The 17,958-nt window shown below is 73.4% G+C and carries 18 protein-coding genes; 8 read left to right on the forward strand and 10 right to left on the reverse strand.

Annotation, left to right across the window (positions count from 1 at the left end):
• Nucleotides 1-1,512: a CehA/McbA family metallohydrolase gene (locus ACPPVO_RS45975; protein ID WP_426505032.1), complete on the reverse strand. Its 1,512-nt coding sequence runs from the start codon at nt 1,510-1,512 to the stop codon at nt 1-3.
• A 176-nt stretch (nt 1,513-1,688) separates the two neighbouring features.
• On the opposite strand from ACPPVO_RS45975, the gene ACPPVO_RS45980 reads away from it, so the two are divergent.
• Together ACPPVO_RS45980 and ACPPVO_RS45985 are read left to right on the forward strand one after the other, a co-directional pair.
• Nucleotides 1,689-2,336 (forward strand): HEAT repeat domain-containing protein, encoded by a 648-nt coding sequence (locus ACPPVO_RS45980; RefSeq protein WP_426505034.1) that lies wholly within the window; start codon nt 1,689-1,691, stop codon nt 2,334-2,336.
• Between the two features lie 3 nt (nt 2,337-2,339).
• Nucleotides 2,340-3,362 (forward strand): HEAT repeat domain-containing protein, encoded by a 1,023-nt coding sequence (locus tag ACPPVO_RS45985; protein ID WP_426505035.1) that lies wholly within the window; start codon nt 2,340-2,342, stop codon nt 3,360-3,362.
• Here the strand turns inward: ACPPVO_RS45985 and ACPPVO_RS45990 are convergent.
• Both ACPPVO_RS45990 and ACPPVO_RS45995 read right to left on the reverse strand, forming a co-directional pair.
• A complete protein-coding gene (locus ACPPVO_RS45990) occupies nt 3,331-5,385 on the reverse strand; it encodes a phosphocholine-specific phospholipase C (RefSeq protein ID WP_426505037.1) in 2,055 nt (684 codons plus the stop codon). The two genes, ACPPVO_RS45985 and ACPPVO_RS45990, sit on opposite strands and share 32 nt — an antisense overlap.
• Nucleotides 5,386-5,462: 77 nt before the next feature.
• Nucleotides 5,463-5,906 (reverse strand): MarR family transcriptional regulator, encoded by a 444-nt coding sequence (locus ACPPVO_RS45995; RefSeq protein ID WP_426505039.1) that lies wholly within the window; start codon nt 5,904-5,906, stop codon nt 5,463-5,465.
• A gap of 69 nt (nt 5,907-5,975) precedes the next feature.
• On the opposite strand from ACPPVO_RS45995, the gene ACPPVO_RS46000 reads away from it, so the two are divergent.
• Nucleotides 5,976-6,362, forward strand: coding sequence for a hypothetical protein (locus tag ACPPVO_RS46000; protein WP_426505040.1), 387 nt, complete (start codon nt 5,976-5,978; stop codon nt 6,360-6,362).
• A gap of 21 nt (nt 6,363-6,383) precedes the next feature.
• On the opposite strand, the gene ACPPVO_RS46005 is transcribed toward ACPPVO_RS46000, so the two are convergent.
• Entirely contained in the window at nt 6,384-6,752 is a 369-nt protein-coding gene (locus tag ACPPVO_RS46005) for a hypothetical protein (protein WP_426505041.1), read from the reverse strand.
• A gap of 161 nt (nt 6,753-6,913) precedes the next feature.
• Here ACPPVO_RS46005 and ACPPVO_RS46010 point away from each other — a divergent pair, with 161 nt between their 5' ends.
• Complete coding sequence (locus ACPPVO_RS46010) at nt 6,914-7,609, forward strand: alpha/beta fold hydrolase (RefSeq protein ID WP_426505043.1); 696 nt, start codon at nt 6,914-6,916, stop codon at nt 7,607-7,609.
• Between the two features lie 7 nt (nt 7,610-7,616).
• Here the strand turns inward: ACPPVO_RS46010 and ACPPVO_RS46015 are convergent, their stop codons facing one another.
• From ACPPVO_RS46015 to ACPPVO_RS46035, 5 genes are all read right to left on the reverse strand, one after another.
• Nucleotides 7,617-8,420, reverse strand: a complete 804-nt coding sequence (locus ACPPVO_RS46015) for a maleylpyruvate isomerase family mycothiol-dependent enzyme (protein ID WP_426505045.1) — start codon at nt 8,418-8,420, stop codon at nt 7,617-7,619.
• Nucleotides 8,421-8,638: 218 nt separating this feature from the next.
• Nucleotides 8,639-9,676 carry a LacI family DNA-binding transcriptional regulator gene (locus ACPPVO_RS46020; RefSeq protein WP_426505047.1) on the reverse strand — a complete coding sequence of 346 codons (1,038 nt, stop codon included), beginning with the start codon at nt 9,674-9,676 and terminating at the stop codon, nt 8,639-8,641.
• A 96-nt stretch (nt 9,677-9,772) separates the two neighbouring features.
• Complete coding sequence (locus ACPPVO_RS46025; protein WP_426505049.1) at nt 9,773-11,965, reverse strand: discoidin domain-containing protein; 2,193 nt, start codon at nt 11,963-11,965, stop codon at nt 9,773-9,775.
• A 127-nt stretch (nt 11,966-12,092) separates the two neighbouring features.
• Nucleotides 12,093-12,536, reverse strand: a complete 444-nt coding sequence (locus tag ACPPVO_RS46030) for a hypothetical protein (protein WP_426505051.1) — start codon at nt 12,534-12,536, stop codon at nt 12,093-12,095.
• Between the two features lie 27 nt (nt 12,537-12,563).
• Nucleotides 12,564-13,415 carry a helix-turn-helix domain-containing protein gene (locus ACPPVO_RS46035; RefSeq protein ID WP_426505053.1) on the reverse strand — a complete coding sequence of 284 codons (852 nt, stop codon included), beginning with the start codon at nt 13,413-13,415 and terminating at the stop codon, nt 12,564-12,566.
• Between the two features lie 326 nt (nt 13,416-13,741).
• Here ACPPVO_RS46035 and ACPPVO_RS46040 point away from each other — a divergent pair, with 326 nt between their 5' ends.
• On the forward strand, nt 13,742-14,728 hold the full coding sequence (locus ACPPVO_RS46040; protein WP_426505054.1) for a hypothetical protein: 987 nt from the start codon (nt 13,742-13,744) through the stop codon (nt 14,726-14,728).
• On the opposite strand, the gene ACPPVO_RS46045 is transcribed toward ACPPVO_RS46040, so the two are convergent.
• A complete protein-coding gene (locus ACPPVO_RS46045; RefSeq protein WP_426505056.1) occupies nt 14,700-15,416 on the reverse strand; it encodes an SDR family oxidoreductase in 717 nt (238 codons plus the stop codon). The genes ACPPVO_RS46040 and ACPPVO_RS46045 overlap by 29 nt on opposite strands.
• A 79-nt stretch (nt 15,417-15,495) precedes the next feature.
• Between ACPPVO_RS46045 and ACPPVO_RS46050 the strand changes: the two genes are divergently transcribed.
• From ACPPVO_RS46050 to ACPPVO_RS46060, 3 genes are all read left to right on the forward strand, one after another.
• Nucleotides 15,496-16,047, forward strand: a complete 552-nt coding sequence (locus tag ACPPVO_RS46050; protein ID WP_426505058.1) for a TetR/AcrR family transcriptional regulator — start codon at nt 15,496-15,498, stop codon at nt 16,045-16,047.
• A 44-nt stretch (nt 16,048-16,091) separates the two neighbouring features.
• The gene (locus ACPPVO_RS46055; protein ID WP_426505060.1) at nt 16,092-17,090 is read left to right on the forward strand and encodes an ABC transporter ATP-binding protein; all 999 of its coding nucleotides are present in this window, start codon (nt 16,092-16,094) and stop codon (nt 17,088-17,090) included.
• Between the two features lie 76 nt (nt 17,091-17,166).
• The gene (locus ACPPVO_RS46060) at nt 17,167-17,958 is read left to right on the forward strand and encodes an ABC transporter permease (protein ID WP_426505062.1); all 792 of its coding nucleotides are present in this window, start codon (nt 17,167-17,169) and stop codon (nt 17,956-17,958) included.

A 17,958-nucleotide genomic window follows, 5' to 3' on the forward strand; every position in this document is an offset into this window, starting at 1 on the left:
CTAGTTTCCCAGGAAAATCGGGTTCGTCAGGGCCACCATCGTGTCGGCCGTGGTCGGGGTGGGCTGCTGGCGGCGGACCTCGGCGCGCACATAACGCGCGTTGCGGGCCGTGGTCGTCCAGGTCAGCGTGGCCGGGGCGTCGGCCGGCAGTACCGTCGCAAAACGCTGCCCCTGGTCGGTGATCAGGCGGGCCGCGCACCCCGGGGCGCCGCTCACCTGCAGGGTGAGCGTCACCGGGGCGTCGTCGGGCACCCGGAGGCGCTCGCCGATGCCCGCGCTGCGGCCCGCGGCGGTCGCGGTGAAGGCCAGGTCGACCGCGGCCGACTCGGCGATCCAGAGGCGGCCGGCCCGCACCCCGTCGAGGATGGCGCGGCGGTCGAGGCCCCCGGCGTACACCACGTTGTGCGGGAGACCGACGACCTGCGGCTCGCTGTGGGCGTCGCTGTCCCCCACGGCCGGAATCCAGTCCGCGCGCCCCTCCCGCGCCGCGGCGACGAGCAGGTTGTCCCAGCCGGCGAGGACGGCCTCGTCGTCAAGCGTCCACGGCCCGTTCCACACCTCGACCGCGTCGAGCCCCGAGTAGCCGAACTTCCACCCGCACGCGACGCACGTGGCGAGCGGGTGGGCCGCGACCGCCAGCCCGCCGGCGCGGTGGATCTGCTGCACGAACCGCGCGAGCGCGCCGTCGACCGCGCGGTACCGCCAGTCGATCCACGTCCCCGCGGGCAGCCCGAGCGCGGTGTAGTGGCCGTTGCGGGTGGTGACCTCCTCGCCGTCGATGACGAGCAGGTCGGGGCCGGCGAACTCGCCCCAGACGCCGGCCGCGCTCGACGTGTTGTGCTCGGTGGAGACGATGAAGTCGAGCTTCGCCGCCCGAGCCGCGGCCGCGACCTCGGCCGGGGTGCGCCGCCCGTCGGAGTGCACGGTGTGCAGGTGCATGTCGCCGCGGTACCACGCCCGGCCCCGCCCGGTCGCCCGCAGCGGCGCCGGGTTCGGCCGGAACGCGGCCCCGTCGGGCCCGAACTCGAGCTTCACGGTGATGGTCCAGTTCAGCCCCTGCGGGTGCACCGTGTACGGCCCGAGGATGACGTGCCACGTGCCGCGCCGGACGGGCCCGGGCAGGTACCCGGGCGTGGCATCGGACGCCGAGACGGTGAAGCTCGTGCGGAACCCGCCCGACCAGCCCCGGAACCCGCGCTCGGCGCCGAGCTCGATCCCGTGGTCGTCGAACAGCCCGATGTCGAGCGCGTTGCCGTTCTGCCCGGCCGGGGCGGCCGGACGGTCGTAGGAGTACTCGACACTGAGCCGGTTGGCGCCGGCGGGAATCTCGAGCGGCACGTAGACCCAGTCGGGCGCGCCGTAGGGGATGTGCCCGGTGATCGTGCGCGTGACGGGCCCTGCGGTTTCGGCGGACGCGGGAAACGCGACGGGATCCAGCATGACCGCCCCGCCGGCGACCCCGGCCGCGACGCCGGTCTTGACGGTGGTGAGCAGCAGTTGACGACGATCCATGTCCCGCAGCCTGCCGGGCGAGGGTAGCGCTGAGGTGAACGCTGAATTCCTGGCTCGCTGCGCCCCAGCCCAGGGCGTCAGCGTGGCAGTCGGGGGCGAGCGCCGCCGCTGTTCGTGTCTGCGGCTTGCTGTCCAGCTCTTGACCTTGTCACTGTGGCAAGGCTTTGACTGGCGGCATGGATGCACAGGACGCGCGGCTGGTCGGCGCGCTCGGCGCGCACAACTCGTCGGTCCGGCTCAAGGCGGCGCTCGCGGCCGGGACCCGGGGCGATGCCGCATTCGCCGAGGCGCTCGTGGCCCGGTGCGCGGTCGAGCCGGACTTCTTCGTGCGCGACATGCTCACGTGGGCGATCACCCGGCTCCCGGCGGCGGTCACCGTGCCGATGGTGTGCGCGGAGGTGCGCTCCGACGCCGCCCAGGCCCGCAGCCAAGCGTTGCACACCCTCTCCAAGATCGGGGACCGCTCCGCGTGGCCGGCGATCGGCGTGGAGCTGCTCCGCGACGCCGACGACGGGGTTGCGCGTGCGGCCTGGCGGGCCGCTGTCGTGCTCGTGCCCGAGGAGGAGAAGGGGGCGCTCGCCGTGGAGCTGGGGCGGCAGCTCGGGCGCGGCGGCCGGGAGGTGCGGCTCAGCCTGAGCCGGGCCCTCGTGGCGCTCGGTGACGCCGTCGAGCCGGTACTGCGCGCAGCCGCGGGCCACTCCGAGCCGGCGGTGCGCGCGCACGCCGAAGCCACCGAGCGGCTCCTGCTCGACCCGGACGCCGGGTTCGCGGTGGACGAGGCCCGGCGGGTCTTCGCGCTCGGGCCGGAGCGCGCAGGAGAATAGTGCGTGCTCATTGGTGAGGTGGCGCGGCGGTCCGGGGTGAGTGCCCGCATGCTCCGGCACTACGACTCGCTCGGGCTCGTGCGACCCACCGGGCGTACGGTCGGCGGCTACCGGGAGTACACGCCCGAGGACGTGCGGCGGATCTTCTACGTCGAGGGGCTGCGCTCGCTCGGGCTCTCGCTGCGGCAGATCGGGCGCACGCTCGACGATCCCGGGTTCACCCCCGCCGCGCTCGTCGGGGACCTCGTCCGCCAGAGCGAGGAGCGGCTCGGGCGGGAGCGGGAGCTGCTCGAGCGGCTCCGGACCGTCGACGCCGCCGGGCCCGCCGGCTGGCCCGACGTCGCGCGCATCGTCGAGCTGCTGCACGGGCTCGCCTCGCCGAGTGCGGCACGGCGGCAGCAGGCCGTGATGGCCCCGGCGGAGGCGGCCACGGTACCGGCGGAACTGCTGGTCAAGGCCGTGCTCGGCGAGACCGATCCCAATGTCGCCGGGGCGTTGCGGTGGGCGCTCGCCCGGGCCGGCGGTGACGGGGCGGCCAGCCTCGCGCCCGGCCTGGCCGACGCCGACGCCGACGTGCGGCGGCGGGCGGTCGGGGCGCTGGCCGAGCTGGCCGGCGACGAGGCGACCGCGATGCTCACGGGCGCGCTCGGCGACCCGGACGCGGCGATCCGGCGGCGGGCCGCGCTCGCGCTGGGCGCCCGGGGCGTGACCGCGGCGGTACCGACGCTGCTCGGCATGGTGGCCCACGGCCCGAACGACGTCGAGGCGGCCGAGCGGCTGGGCGCGATGGCGCAGAACGATCCGGAGTGGGCCGGGCGGATCATGGCCGCGCTGGCCGGCGAGCTCGCGGACACCCGGGACCCGGCGGTACGTCTCCGGCTCGTCCAGGCGCTCGCCGAGATGCCCGCGGCCCTGGCGCTGCCGCTGCTGCGCGACCTGGCCGAGGACGAGGAGCGACCCGTGGCCCTCCTCGCCTCGGCCCTGGTGAGCGTCCTTACAGCAGGCCACCCATCAGCGGATCGCTGATCGAGGCCTCGCCGTCCTCCACGTGGCCGGCGTACTCCACCGCGAACGCCGTCTCGCCCGGGATCGTGAGGGTCAGGCCGTACCAGCCGTGGCTGCGCTCCAGCCGCACCTGGTCGGTGCGCGTCTCGCCCGCGCGCAGCGTCACGCGCGAGCGGTGGCCGGAGTAGCGGTCCGCGATGTCGAGGTCGGCGCGCTCGGCGCTCTTGTTCGACAGCTCGAGGACGACGCCGTGGTTGTCGTACCGTGCGCGTACCGTCACGCCCGGGTGGCGCGCCCCGGCGGCGAAGCGGCGGAAGAAGCCGTTCGGGCCGTGCACGGACAGGTCGTAGCCCTTGTCCGCGGGCCACACGTCGGTCACCTGCTTGCCGGGCTCGACGGTGTACGTGCGCGGGGCGATCGCCGGGTCGGCCGAGCGCACCTGGTACACGCCGGTCGCGCGGCCGGTGTTGCGGAAGTCCACGGCGAACGCGCCGGCCGAGGGGCGGCCGTCGGCGTGCAGCGCGTAGGGCAGGGCGCGGGCCGGGCGCACCCCGTGCTCCTGGGCCGGCAGCTTGCCGTCCGCCGGCGGCACCGGCACCTGGTCCGGCTGCCGGGTCAGGTCGGCGGGCTTGAGGTCGGCGGTGCCGGGCAGGTCCACGCGGCGCGAGGCGTTCGGCGTCCTGAAGTCGAACGCCGACGTCAGGTCGCCGGCGACGGCGCGGCGCCACGGGGTGATGTTCGACTCGACGAGGTCGGGCCGGCCGCGGCCGAAGCGCCGCTCCAGGAACCGGATGAGCGACGTGTGGTCGAACAGCTCCGAGTTGACCCAGCCGCCGCGCGTCCACGGCGACACGATGATCATCGGTACCCGCACGCCGAGACCGTACGGACCCGCGGGGTGGTCGGACGAGCCGGGGAAGATCTCGTTCGTGGTCGGCACGGTCGACAGGCCCTCGGCCCGGGTCGCGGGCGGTGTCGGCGGCACGAGGTGGTCGAAGAAGCCGCCCTCCTCGTCGTACGTGACGAACAGCGCCATCTTGCTCCACACCTCGGGGTGCGCGGCGAGGATGTCGATGACCTGCGAGACGTACCAGGTGCCGTAGTCCGGCTCCCAGTTCGGGTGCTCGGTGTAGGCCTCCGGCGCCACGATCCACGACACCTGCGGGAGCGTCCCGGCCTCGACGTCGGCGCGGAAGTCGGCCAGCAGCGCATCGGGGCTGCGGCCCTGCTTGTTGACCTCGGTGCCCTGCTTCGCCTTGGCCAGCGGGCTGCCGGGGGCGGCGTTCTGGTACTGGTGGAAGTACAGCAGCGAATTGTCCCCGTAGTTGCCGATGAACGGGTCGCTCGTCCAGCCCCAGTAGCCCTCGGCGGTCAGGCCCAGGCCGACGTCCTGGTACACCTTCCAGGAGACCCCGGCCCGCTCGAGCCGCTCGGGGTAGGTCGACCAGTCGTAGCCGGCCTCGGCGTTGGTGATCACCGGCCCGCCCGACTTGCCGTCGTTGCCGACCCAGCCGGTCCACATGTGGTACCGGTTGGGGTCGGTCGGCCCGAGCAGCGAGCAGTGGTAGTTGTCGCAGACGGTGAACGCGTCGGCGAGCGCGTACTGGTAGGGCAGGTCCTTGCGCGTGTGGTGCGTCATCGTGGTGACGCCCTTGTTCGGCACCCAGCCGTCGTAGCGCCCGCCGTTCCAGGCCCCGTGGGTGTCGTTCCAGCCGTGTGGCGGGTCGGGCAGGAACGTCTTGCCCATGTCGCGTACCTCGGGCCGGAACGGCAGCACCTCGCCGTCCCCGTCCGGCTGGTGGAACACGCTGCGGCCGTCGGCGAGCTTGGCCGGGTGCGGGTCGGCGTATCCGCGCACGCCGCGCAGGGTGCCGAAGTAGTGGTCGAACGAGCGGTTCTCCTGCATCAGGAAGATGACGTGCTCGACGTCCTCGATCGACCCGTGCCGGTCGTGGGCCGGGATCGACAGCGCCTGCTCGAACGGCAGCGGTACGGCGGCGGCCGCCGCCATCTGCAGAAATGTACGACGATCGACGTTAGCCATGGCCCCGGACGCTACGGCCGGCACATGTACGGCGGGCGCCGCCCGGTTGTGGAGAACGGAAACTCCGCGGTCGCCGGTCAGTCCTCGCGCGCCTCGACGGCGTGCTCGTACCGCAGCAGGGTGTCGACGAACATCTGCTGCTGCGCGGGGCTGAGCGGCGCGAGCGCGTACCGCCACGCCTGAGCGCCCGGCGACAGCCACTGCACGATGGCGGGACGGCTCGAGGCGCTGATGTCGATGATCCGGCGGCGGCGGTCGGCGTCGTCCTCGCGCCGCACCAGGACCCCCTTGCGGCTCAGGTCGCTCACGATCAGGCTCACCGTGGTCGGGGCGAGGCGCAGCATCCCGGCCAGCTCCTTGACGGTCAGCGGCCCGTCGAGCAGCAGCAGCGAGAGCATCGACAGGTGCCGCGGCGCGAGGTCGAACGCCCGGAGCTCCTCCGGCACCGGCAGCCGCTTGACCCGGCCGACCAGCCGCGGCATCACCAGGAGCAGGTCCCTGACCGTGTCGTCCGTTGACATCCGCCCATCCTCAAATTATGTTTGACATCAAAGCTTATTTGCCATCAAATCTGTTTTCCGGAGGATGGTATGCCCCACCTCAGTGTTCATGTGCTGGAGCGCGACCTGGCCGGCCGTGAGACCGCCCTGATCGAGAACCTGACCGAGGCCGTCGTGGCCGTCTACGGGGAGTGGGCCCGAAGCCTCGCGGTCGTGCACCTGATCGGCCTGCCGGCCAACCGATGGGGCATCGGCGGTACACCGGCCGAATCCCCCGCGCCCACCGTCACCTTCGGCATCAAGGAAGGCGCGTTCGCCCGCCCCGACGCCGACGAGGTCGTCGCGCGCCTCGTCGCCGGCGTGACCGACGCCATCGTCGGCGTCTTCGGCGAACGCGTCCGCGCCGGCGTCACGGTCGAGCTCGTCGGCACCCTGCCCGGGCGCACGGGCGTCGGCGGAGTCGTCGTCACGCCGTAGCCGGCATCGGCGCCGTCGTCGTCACGCCGTCGCGGGCCGGCGCAGCCGCTCGGCGTGCTCCACGTCGGCCGCGGCGATCCCGGCGGCCCCGCTGCCGCGCAGCACCCAGCGGACGACGACGCCGTCGGGGCCGGGCCACGCGCCCGCGGCCAGGGCGGCGTCGATGCGTTCGCGGGTCCGCGCCTCGTCGCCGGGCTCGGAGGCGAACAGCACGCGCAGGCGGACGGCGTCACCGTCCCGCGTTGCCGCGGTGTGGTGGGCCGCGAGCGGGCACGGCGGCTCGTGCTCGAGGGCGCCGCACAGCGCCACCGTGATCGCGGCGCCGGGTGCGCGCTCGTCGGCGTCGGCGCTCATGTCGAGCAGTGCGGTGTGAGCGAAGGCGTCGCGCATCCGCTCATTCTCGCCGGTCCGCTAGCATTCGGCCGTGGTGAAGCCGGTGGTGAGCGACCGATGAGGTACACCCGGCCCGAGCCGGCCGTCCGGTCGCTCCCGATCTTCCGGGGCCCGCACGGCGACCCGAGCGTGGACGCGCAGCTCGTCGAGCACGAGTCATGACCGGCGGGCCGCGGCTCCTGCTGCTGCACGGGCTGGGCGCGACCGGGGCCGTGTGGTCCGGGTGGGAGCCGCTGCTGGACCGGCACTGGCCCGGCCGCTGGCTCGCGCCCGACCTGCCCGGGCACGGCCGGGCGGCGGACCTGCCCGAGTACACCTTCGACGCCCTGGCCGCGGCGGTCGGCCCGCTCGTGGACGGCCGCACCGTCGTGCTGGGCCACTCGCTCGGCGGGGCCGTCGGCCTCGCGCTGGCCGCCCGGTTCCCGGTGCGGGCGGTCGTCGGGCTCGGCATCAAGGTCGCCTGGGGCGACGAGGAGCTGGACCGCGCTCGGGCCCTCGCGGGGCGCCCGGTGGCCTGGTACGACACGCGCGAGGAGGCCCTCGCCCGGCACCTGCGGGTGTCGGGCCTGGCGGGTCTCGTCGACGACACGCCGGACGGCATCCGCGAAGAGGGCGGCCGGTGGCGGCTCGCCCTCGACCCGCGCGCGTTCGGGGTCGGCGCGCCGGACATGCCCGCGCTGGTCGCGGGGGCGGGCGCGCCGGTCGTGCTGGCCCGGGGCGAGCGCGACCCCGTGAACACCGACGAGCAGCTCGCGGCGCTGGGCGTGCCGGTGGTCACCCTCGCCGGGCTCGGGCACAACGCGCACGTGGAGAGCCCGGAGCGGTGCATGACACTGCTGGAGTCGTACCGCTGAGCCGGCGTCAGCCGCTGACGTGGGCGGTGTTGTCGAGCCAGTGCTGCGCGAGGCCGGTGTCGCCGTCGACGCGGATATCGGAGGCCTCGCCGCCGGCGAGCGGCATCCGCCGGGTCAACGCCAGGAGGATCGATCCGGCCGGTCCGGTCACCGTCACGTCGGCCGGCTGAGCTCCGGGCCGCCAGGTCGCCCCGTCGGGCCGCCGTTCGACGAACCAGGCGCCCGCGTCCCCGGCCAGGTCGGTGGCCACAAACTGCAGGGTCTGCCCGGTGCCCCGGATGGCGTGCGCGGACTCGGGCCGCTGCATCGCCCACGTGGGCGAGGTGAGCATCGCGAGGTGGTTACCGATGAGCGCGGCCGCGACGCCGGCGTCGACGCCGACCGGCCGCCCCGCCGCCCCGGCCGCGTCGAACCCGTGGACGACCGCCTCGTTGAGCATGCTGGACATCCAGAACCGCCCCCCGGTCCGCCCGTCCCCCGCGGCGTTGAACACCGCCGCGTCGAGCGCGTCATCGGAGCAGGCACCGGCGATCCGCCGCGCGGACCCCGACAGCCACGCGGGCCACTCGCGGGGATCGGCGGGCACCACGGCCATCTCCGCGGGCAGCTGCGCGGGGTCGGTGATGCGCCGCTCGATGATCTCCGCGACCCAGTGCTGGGTCTGACCCACGTGCGCGACCAGGTCGGCGACGGTCCACCCCGGAGCGGTCGGCACCGCGGCGCCGGGTCCGGCCGCGACGGCCGCCTCGGCCAGCCGCCGGGTGTGCTCGACGATCGCCTGCCGGGCGTGCTCCGCGTTCAGCTCGGTCATTGGATTGTCCTTTCCGTGGCTTCGCTGCGCTGTGTACGACCTCGGCGTACCGGCCGAACGTATCGGTGCCCCGTGAATCGCAACCCGGAGGCTGGCCCGACGCACGCGAGGAGCACACGTGCAGGCAGGCGGCGCCGCCCCGGTCCTCGCGCGCCTGTTCGCCGCCAGAATGCCAGCGCAGATGCCGAAGCTCCCCCACCGCGAGCGGCTGCGAGCTGTTAGGCAGACGCTCGCAGGATCAGCTCCGGGTTGAAGATGACCGAGCGCGGCGAGCGCTGCGGCTCGCGGATTCTCGTCATCAGCAGCTGGGCCATCTCCCCCGCCATCTCCTCGACCGGCTGGCGCACCGTCGTCAGCGGCGGATGGCACTCCAGCGCCGCCGTGCTGTCGTCGAAGCCGATCACCGCGATGTCCTCCGGCACCCGGCGGCCCGCCTCCTGCAGGACCCGCAGCGCGCCGTCGGCCATGAGGTCGTTCGCGACGAAGAGGCCGTCGGCCTCGGGGTGCTCGGTCAGCAGGCGGGCCGCGGCGCGCTCGCCGCCGGAGCGGGTGAAGTCGCCCTCGATGTGGCGGGGTGTGAGGCCGTGCGCCTTCACGGCCTCCTCGAAGGCGGCGAGGCGGTCCTGGGCGGCCGGCATGTCGAGCGGGCCGGTCACGGTGGCCAGGCAGCGGCGGCCGAGGGCGGCCAGGCGGTCGACGGCGAGCTGGACGCCGGCGCGCTGGTCGACGTCGACGAAGCTGATGGTCACGGGGTGGCCCGGGCGGCAGGAGAGGACGACCGGGATGCCGAGCTCGACCAGCTGGGCCGGGAGCGGGTCGTCGACGTGGCTGGAGATGAGCAGGGCGCCGTCGACGTGGCCCTGCCGGAGGTACCGCAGCAGATGCGGGCGCGCGGGCGGGTCGGCGAGGAAGATGACCAGGTGGATGCCCAGGGGGCGGAGCACCTCCTGGGCACCGGCGGTCACGCGGCCCAGGAACGGGTCGGTGAACATGCGGGTCAGGAACGGTGTGGAGTACCCGCGGTTCTCCGGCTCCGACACGACCAGGGCGATCGAGTCCGTGCGGCGGGTGACCAGCGACCGGGCGGCCAGGTTCGGCACGTACCCGGTCGCGGCGATGGCCCGCTCGACCGTCCGGCGCAGTTCCGGGTCGACGGTCTGGACACCGTTGATGACCCGGGAGACCGTGGCGCGTGACACTCCGGCGTAGTTGGCGACCTGCTCAAGGGTGGGCGGTCGCGAGTCGCTGCCCGTCATGGTTGTCACGGTAGATCGTGCCCCGTCGCGATGAGAGCCGCGGGTGGACGGATCCGCATGTCACGTCCACCCGCGGCCAGTTCGGTGAGTTACCTGCTACTTGTAAACCCGCACGTAGTCGACGTACATCCGCGACGGGAACGGCGTGGTGGCGTCGATCGGGCCGGGGAAGTCACCGCCCACGGCGAGGTTGAGGATGACGTAGAACTGGTGGTCGTACACCCACGGGCCCCGGGTCGTCTCGACCGTGTCCTTGTTGGCCACGAGGATCACGGTGTTGTCGACGCGGAACGTCATGTGCTTGCTGTCCCACTCGACCGAGTACACGTGGTAGTCCAGCGAGAGGTCCACGGTGGTGAGCTTCTGGCCGTAGCCGCCGCCACCGTTGTACGCCGGCGCGTGCAGCGTCGAGTACACGTCCGTGGTGCTCTTGCCGAGGATCTCCATGATGTCGATCTCGCCGTTGTACGGCCACGGGCGGCCCTGCAGGAAGTCGGCGCCCATCATCCAGAACGCGGGCCAGAGGCCGTTGCCCTTCGGCACCTTGATCCGGGCCTCGACCCGGCCGTACTGCGTGGTGAAGCTCGTGCTGGTGTTGATGCGGCCCGAGGTGTAGTCGCGGCCGCCCTCGGTCTGCTTGCGGGCCTCGATGACCAGGGAGCCGCCCTGGATGCTGGTGTTCTCCGAGTTCGTGTAGTACTGGATCTCACCGTTCTGGCCCGTGCCCGGGTCGACGTGCCACTTGGACGTGTCGACGTTGGTGCCGGTGTTGAACTCGTCGCTCCAGACCAGGTTGGTGGCCGGGAAGACCGGGTCCGCGGGCGGGGCCGGGGGCTGGGTCGGGGCGCCGCCGGTGCCGTACACCTTGAACTCCCACAGCGAGTAGCCGTAGCCGTTGGAGCGCTGGGTGCCGTACATCCGCACATAGCGGCCGTTGCCGTTGACGGTCAGGGTCTCCTTGAAGCCCTTGCCCGTCGTGGTGCTGTAGATCGACGTCCAGTTCGCGGCGTCGGTGGAGGTCTGGATCTGGTACGCCACCGCGTACGCCGGGTCCCACTGCAGGACGACCTGGGTGATGTGGGCCTGCGCGCCGAGGTCGACGTAGATCCAGCCCGGGTCGACCCAGCCGTTGTCGGGGCTGGTGGCCCAGCGGCTCGCCGGGTCGTTGTCGAAGGCCTTGTCGGGGGTGCACGGGTTGCAGTTGGTGTCGTTCTGCGAGGTCGAGGCGACGGCCGGCTTCTTGTAGGACAGCAGCACCGAGTTGCCCGGGTTGGTGCTGGGCGTCGGGCTCGGCGAGCTGGGGGTGTCGTTCGTCGTCGACGGCACGCCGCCGACGCGGATCTGGAACTCCCACAGCGAGTAGCCGTACTGCGTGGCCCGGGCGGTGCCGTTCATCCGCACGTAGCGGCCGCTGCCGGTGACGTTGAGGTTCTGGACCCCACCGGTGCCGGTCGTGGTCGTGTAGATGGTGGTCCACGCGGTGCCGTCGGTCGACGTCTGGATCTGGAACGCCGTCGCGTAGGCGGTCTCCCAGTTCAGCGTGACGCCGCAGACCGACTGCACCGAGCCGAGGTCGACCTGCAGCCACTGCGGGTCGCTCGCGGCGCTGGACCAGCGGGTGCCGGCGTTGCCGTCGACGGCCGACGCGGCCGGGGTGCCCGCGTTCTCGGTCGAGGAGGCGGTGGCCGTCTTGCCCTGCGCGGCGTTGGCGGCGCCGCAGCTGCCGGGCGTGGTCGGCGAGCCGCCGAAGATCTGGAACTCCCAGAGCGAGATGCCGTACTGGGTGCTCTTGGCGGTCGCGTTGAGCCGGACGTAGCGGCCGTTGCCCGACACGGTCAGGCTGACGTTGCTGCCGCCGGTGCCGGTCGTGGTCGAGTAGACGTTTGTCCAGTTGGTGGCGTCGTTGGAGGTCTGGATGGTGAAGGCGGTGGCGTACGCCGCCTCCCAGTTCAGCCCGACCCGGGAGATCGCCTGCGGCGAGCCGAGGTCGACCTGGATCCACTGGGGCACGGTGAAGGCACTCGACCAGCGGGTGCCGGCGTTGCCGTCGGTCGCGCTGGAGGCGGGGGTGGCCGCGCTCTCGGACGACGACGCGGTCGTCGGCTTGCCCTGCGACAGCAGGGTCTCGGCCGCGTTGGCGCGGGTGACGACGACGACGATGTACGCGCACAGCATGGCGGCCACCGCGAGCGCGATGATGCCGTAGCGCAGCGTGCGCCGGCTGCGCCCGAGTCTTGCTGTGTTCAATCCGACGGATCGATGGCCGGGGGCGGAGACCGACCAGTCCATGGGTGACTCCTTCGTGGCGGGGGTGTGACGGCGGAGTTGAGAGAGCGCTCTCTCAAAAAGCCACAATGACCCCTCCTGGAACCCCTGTCAATGCCTTGCCAGTAACCGGGAGAGCGCTCCCCACGGTCTACTGGTGCAGCACGACGCCGGTGAGCCCGGGGGCGGTGAGTGTCAGCTCGGTGCCGCTGTCGTTGCGCTGGAACACCCCGGCGGTGCCCGTGACCGGGCCGCACGGCACGGACGCGAACGTGACCGGGTACCGCGGCTTCGCGGCCTTCAGGTACCCCGTGCAGGAGCCGGTCGTCAGCGGCGCGGTGAAGGTGACGGTGACGGAGCCGTACTCGGTGATGTCGGCCCGGACCGACCCGTCGGCGTTGGACCAGTCGCCGGCCACCACCTTGAGCTGGGCCTCGTCCTTGACGACCTTGCTGGTGAGGAAGCCGATGCCCAGCACGGGCCCGACGATGAACACGCCGACGCAGCACAGGATCAGCAGTACCGGGATCCCGACGGCCAGCGACACGATGAGCGCGGTGTTGGTCTTCTTCGGGGGAGGCTGGGGGTAATACACGGCCGGATCATATCGACCGGCGACGAATCAGCCGGCCACCAGGCGCAGCGGCTGGTGGGGCGGGGTCAGGAGCCGGTCCAGGGCCTCCTGCGTGGCCGGGTCCGCCGGCAGGTACACCAGCAGCCTCTGATCGTCGTCGGCCGGGAGGTCCAGCGTCTCGTACGCCAGGCGCAGCATCCCGGCCGCCGGGTGCGCCAGGCGCAGCACGCCGCTCGGGCGGGGCAGGCCCGGGATCGTGCCGACGCGCGCGGTGAAGGCGTCGCCGGCGACCACGGTGAGCTCGTCGGCGAGGGCGGCCATGGCCGCGTCGGTGCGGAACGGGCCGTGCTTGAGCGCGGCGACCTGCTCGTCGGCGACGTGGTCCCAGTCGGGGAAGGCCGCCCGGGCGCGGGGGTCGCCCAGGACGAAGCGCGCCAGGTTGGGTACCGCCGCATCCAGCAGCCCCAGCGGGCCCACGAGCGCGTCGAAGGCGGGCGTGCGCGCCACGAGGTCGCCGAGCCGGTTGAGGATCGCGGCGGGCGCGGGGTCGAGCCGGTCCAGCAGCGCGCGCACGGTCGGCCGCACGGTCGCCGGCGGCGTGGCCCGGGGCCCGCGGCACGTGAAGCCGGGGTCCGCGGCCTTGGTCAGGCGATGCAGGTGTACCCGCTCCGAGGGCGTCAGCCGCAGCGCATCCGCGAGCGCGGAGAGCACCGGCGGCGACGGGTGACGGTCGCGGCCCTGCTCGAGGCGCGTGACGTACTCGACGCTGACCCCGGCCAGGGCGGCCAGCTCCGAGCGGCGCAGGCCCGGCGTGCGGCGGCGGGGCCCGCTCGGCAGGCCCGCCTCGGCCGGCTTGATCGCCTCCCGGCGTGTACGCAGGAACAACCCGAGTTCGGTCACGCCACCTCCGCTTCGCTCCGGCGCCGCGACCGAAAGGCCCTGCGCCAATGGTGAACGGCCCCTCCGCTGCGCTGCGGACCGCTCACGCCACCTCCGCTTCGCTCCGGCGCCGCGACCGAAAGGCCCTGCGCCAATGGTGAACGGCCCCTCCGCTGCGCTGCGGACCGCTCACGCCACCTCCGCTTCGCTCCGGCGCCGCGACCGAACGGCCCTGCGCCAATGGTGAACGGCCCCTCCGCTTCGCTGCGGACCGCTCACGCCACCGACGGTACAACCGCGGCCGTTGCGGATCGTGGCCCCGCCAGTGCCCCTCTATGCTCACCGGCGTGCTGAAGCGACTGTTCCGGGGGCGGCTCGCGGACCCCGAGCTCGACGACGACCCGGCCTTCGACGACTTCGACCTGCGCGCCGCCCGCGACCGGGCCCGGGCCGGGGAGTGGCAGGCCGCCCGGGACGTGCTGCACGGCGCCGACCACGAGGTCCGCGGGCGGCGCTTCGCCGTGCTCGCCGAGGCGGCCGCCGCGGACGAGTCGTGGCTGCTGGCCTGGGACAGGGCGGAGCCCGGCCACCCCGACGCGGCGATCCTGATGGCCGCGCACCTCATGGCCGCCGCGGGCCGCGCGCGCGGCGCCGCGAGCGCGAAGCACACCACCGCGGAGCAGTTCGCCGGCTTCGCGTCGTTCGGCGCGGCGGCCCGGGCGGCGAGCCGACGCGCGATCGAGCTGGCCCCCGCCGACCCGGCGCCGTGGTACGGGATCGTGTCGTCGATGCTGACCGGCAACGGCTCGATGCCGGAGTTCAACGACGCGATGCGCGAGGGGCTGCGCCGCGACCGGTACCACTTCGAGCTGCACCTGGCCGCGGTGACGTACCTGTGCCGCAAGTGGTACGGCTCGCACGAGAAGATGTTCGCGGCCGCGCGCAAGGCCGCGGACGGGGCGCCGGCCGGGGCCAGTGTGCACGTGCTGCCGGTGTTCGCCCATTTCGAGTACGCGATGCGCGAGTACTGCTGGGACACCCGCAGCCCCGAGGCGTTCCTGCGGGTGTGCCAGTACTTCGGCCGCCGCGACGTGGCCGCCGAGGTCGACGCGTGCGCGGAGCGCTTCCGCGCCGCCGGGCCGCGCCGCCTCGGGCGCGCGCCGACCGCCTACAGCTGGCTGGCCCTCGCCGGCGTGCTCGGCGGGCGGCCGGCCCGGGCGCGGGCCGCGTTCGCCGAGCTGCTGCCGTACCGGGCCGGGACCGGCGCCTGGGGCTACTTCTACCTCGACGGTGCCGGCGGGTTCCTCACCGGCTGGAGCTGGGCGCACCGGTAGCGAGCTGCACGCCGCCCGCGACCGGCAGGACCGTGCCGGTGATGTAGCCGTTGGTCGCCAGGGCCACGATGGCCTCGGCGACCTCCTCGGCGCGGCCGACCCGGCCCGCGGGCAGCGCCGCCGCGAACGAGGCGAACAGCGCCTCGCGGTCGGCCGCCGCGAGGCCGTCCCACCACGGCGTGTCGATGACCCCGGGCGAGACCGCGTTGACCCGCACCGGCGCCAGCTCCACCGACAGCGGCCCGACCAGCGCCTCCAGGGCCCCGTTGAGCGCGGCGAGCCCGGCCGTGCCCGGCAGGGCCGCCCGCGCCGAGCTGGCCGACACGATGGTGACCGACGCGGCGCCGGCCAGGTGCGGCAGCGCGGCCCGCAGCAGCCGCAGGTGCGGCCAGAACTTGCCCTCGAACGCGGCCCGGAGCTGGCCCAGGTCGAGCTGGGCCAGCGGGCCGGCGCCGAGGGAGCCGCCGAGGGCGAGCACGAGGTGGTCGTACCGGGCACCGCCGCCGAACGTCGCGAGCGCCCCCTCGTCGGTGGCCGCGTCGGCGACGACCCCCGGCAGCCCGGCCTTGTCGATCCGGGCCTGGTCGCGGCCGGTCACGGTGACCGCGAACCCGCGGGCCGCGAAGGCGTGCGCGGTGGCCAGGCCGATGCCGGAGGTGCCGCCCGCGACGAGTACCTGCTGAGTCATGCTGCATCCCCTTTGTCGAGACTTGCGTTCTCGACAAGCATTGCCGAGACTGCCGGTCTCGGCAAGTTAGGATCATCACATGCACCGGGAGCACACCGGCCGCCGCCGCAACGAGGCCGCGCGGCAGGACATCCTCGACGCCGCCGCGGCCCTGATCGCCGAGCCCGGCGGCGCGGCCGTCACCGTCGACGCGATCGCCGCGCGGGCCGGCGTGGGCAAGCAGACCATCTACCGCTGGTGGCCGTCGAAGTACGCGGTGATGCTCGACGCCCTGCTGGAGCGCGCCCGCGCCGACGTCGTCGAGACCGGCGACGGCACGCTGCCCGGCGACCTCACCGCGTTCCTGGTCAGCTCCTTCGCCGGGGCCGAGCGGGGGCGGGCGTTCCTGGCCACCGCGGCCGGCCTCGCGCAGTCCGACCCGGCCGCGCGCGAGATGCTCGAGCAGTTCACCCGGCGCCGCCGCGAGGCCCTGCGGGGACTGCTGGAGCGGCACGGGGTGCCCGGGCCCGGACTGCTGGTCGAGCAGGCGTACGGCGTGCTGTGGTACCGCCTCATGATCTCCCACGAACCGCTCGACCGGGCGAGCGCCGAAGGCCTCGCGGCGCTGCTCACCAGGCAGGCGGATATTTAGTTCGGGTATCGAAAAATGTCCGTTAGTCTCCGTCGGTGGCAATCGTGGAGGCACGTCAGCTGACCAAGGTCTTCCGAAGGCCGGACAAGGATCCGGGCCTACGGGGGGCCGTCAAACACCTCTTCACCAGGCGCTTCACCGACAAGGTCGCGGTGGACCACGTCGACCTGTCGATCGAGGCCGGCGAGGCGGTGGCCTACGTCGGGCCCAACGGCGCCGGCAAGTCGACGACCGTCAAGCTGCTCAGCGGCATTCTCGTGCCGACCACCGGCGAGGTCCGCATCGACGGGCTGTCGCCGCGCAAGGACCGCATCGCGGTCTCGCACCGCATCGGGGTGGTCTTCGGCCAGCGGACCCAGCTGTGGTGGGACCTGCCGGTCTCGGAGTCCCTCGCCGTGCTGCGCGACATCTACGGCATCGACCACGGCACGTACCGCCAGCGCCTGGCCCGCTTCGACGAGGTCCTCGACCTCGGCGACGTGCTGCCGGTGCTCGGGCGCAAGCTCTCGCTGGGCCAGCGGATGCGCGCCGACCTCGCCGCCGCGCTGCTGCACGCGCCGCCGGTGGTGTACCTCGACGAGCCCACCATCGGCCTCGACCTCGCCGTGAAGGACCGCGTCCGCGAGTTCTTCCGCTCGGTGCGCGACGAGGGCACCACGGTCATGCTCACCAGCCACGACCTCGGCGACATCGAGGGCTTCTGCCGCCGCCTGGTCATCATCGACTCGGGCCGGATCATCTTCGACGGCGACCTCGACGCCGTGAAGGACGCCTTCGCGCGCGAGCGGATCCTCAACGTGGAGACCGATTCGGCGGTACCGCTGGAGGCCCTGCGCACCGCCCTGCCCGGCGCGACCGTGGAGCCGGGCGAGACGCCGCTGCACTTCTCGGTCCGCTTCGACCGGTTCGCGATGACCGCGGGCCAGGCGGTCACGGCCCTGGCCCCGCTGACCAACCTCGTCGACTTCAACGTCGACGAGCCCTCCATCGAGGACGTCATCCGCCGGGTGTACTCCGGCGAGCTGCAGCTGGACGCGGCATGAGCGGTCCGGAGCGCAGCGGAGGGGCCGCTCATCAGAGGCACAGCTTGCTCGCGCCGGCGCCTGCGGAGGTGACGGCGTGAGGGCCTATATGGCGCACGCCCGCGCCGCCGCCCTGTCGGCGCTGGCGTACCGCGGCAACTTCCTGCTCTCCCTCGGCGGCGTCGCCTTCCAGCTCGTCGCGCTGCTCGCGGTCTGGAAGGTGCTCCTGGGCGACGGCGCGGCCCAGGTCGGCGGCTACGACTGGCCGCACATGCGCAGCTACCTGCTCGTCGCCTTCGCCTCCGGCGCGCTCGTCGGCACCTTCGTCGACTTCCGCATGTCGCACCGCATCCAGTCCGGGCTCGTCGCGCTCGACCTGGTCAAGCCGGTGGACTACCAGCGGGCCCGGCTGTGGGAGGCGATCGGCGGCGTGTGGATCGAGATCGCCGTCGTGGCCCTCGTGACCGGGGTGTCCATTGTGGTCAGCGGCCCGCCGGACCTGCCCCCGGGGCCGGAGCTGGCCCTGTTCGCGGTCAGCATGGTGCTGCTCGTGCCGCTGAAGTTCATCGTGGTGTACGTCTCCACGCTCGCCTGCTTCTGGACGCAGAACTTCGTCGGGGTCCTGTGGGCCCGCCAGGCGATCACCGGCCTGCTCTCCGGGGCGCTGGTGCCGCTGGCGTACTTCCCCGGCTGGCTCGCCACCGCCGCGCAGTGGTCGCCGTTCGCCGGGCTCACGTCCACGCCGGCGCTCATCTTCGTCGGCCAGGCCTCGGGCCGCCACGCCCTGCTGCTCGTCGCGGTCCAGCTCGGCTGGCTCCTGCTGCTGTGGTACGCCGCCCGCGCCCTCTTCGGCCGGGCCCTGCGCCAACTGACCGTCCACGGGGGATGA

Origin of the sequence: Dactylosporangium sp. McL0621 (assembly GCF_049995355.1) — a bacterium.
GTDB lineage: Bacteria > Actinomycetota > Actinomycetes > Mycobacteriales > Micromonosporaceae > Dactylosporangium.

Coding starts and splice junctions, on each gene's coding strand:
- ACPPVO_RS45980 (WP_426505034.1), top strand. CDS start 1,689: ATGGATGCACAGGACGCGCGGCTGGTCGGCGCGCTCGGCGCGCACAAC.
- ACPPVO_RS45975 (WP_426505032.1), bottom strand. CDS start 1,512: ATGGATCGTCGTCAACTGCTGCTCACCACCGTCAAGACCGGCGTCGCG.
- ACPPVO_RS46010 (WP_426505043.1), top strand. CDS start 6,914: ATGACCGGCGGGCCGCGGCTCCTGCTGCTGCACGGGCTGGGCGCGACC.
- ACPPVO_RS46050 (WP_426505058.1), top strand. CDS start 15,496: ATGCACCGGGAGCACACCGGCCGCCGCCGCAACGAGGCCGCGCGGCAG.
- ACPPVO_RS46005 (WP_426505041.1), bottom strand. CDS start 6,752: ATGCGCGACGCCTTCGCTCACACCGCACTGCTCGACATGAGCGCCGAC.
- ACPPVO_RS45990 (WP_426505037.1), bottom strand. CDS start 5,385: ATGGCTAACGTCGATCGTCGTACATTTCTGCAGATGGCGGCGGCCGCC.
- ACPPVO_RS46020 (WP_426505047.1), bottom strand. CDS start 9,676: ATGACGGGCAGCGACTCGCGACCGCCCACCCTTGAGCAGGTCGCCAAC.
- ACPPVO_RS46045 (WP_426505056.1), bottom strand. CDS start 15,416: ATGACTCAGCAGGTACTCGTCGCGGGCGGCACCTCCGGCATCGGCCTG.
- ACPPVO_RS46000 (WP_426505040.1), top strand. CDS start 5,976: ATGCCCCACCTCAGTGTTCATGTGCTGGAGCGCGACCTGGCCGGCCGT.
- ACPPVO_RS46025 (WP_426505049.1), bottom strand. CDS start 11,965: ATGGACTGGTCGGTCTCCGCCCCCGGCCATCGATCCGTCGGATTGAAC.
- ACPPVO_RS45995 (WP_426505039.1), bottom strand. CDS start 5,906: ATGTCAACGGACGACACGGTCAGGGACCTGCTCCTGGTGATGCCGCGG.
- ACPPVO_RS46015 (WP_426505045.1), bottom strand. CDS start 8,420: ATGACCGAGCTGAACGCGGAGCACGCCCGGCAGGCGATCGTCGAGCAC.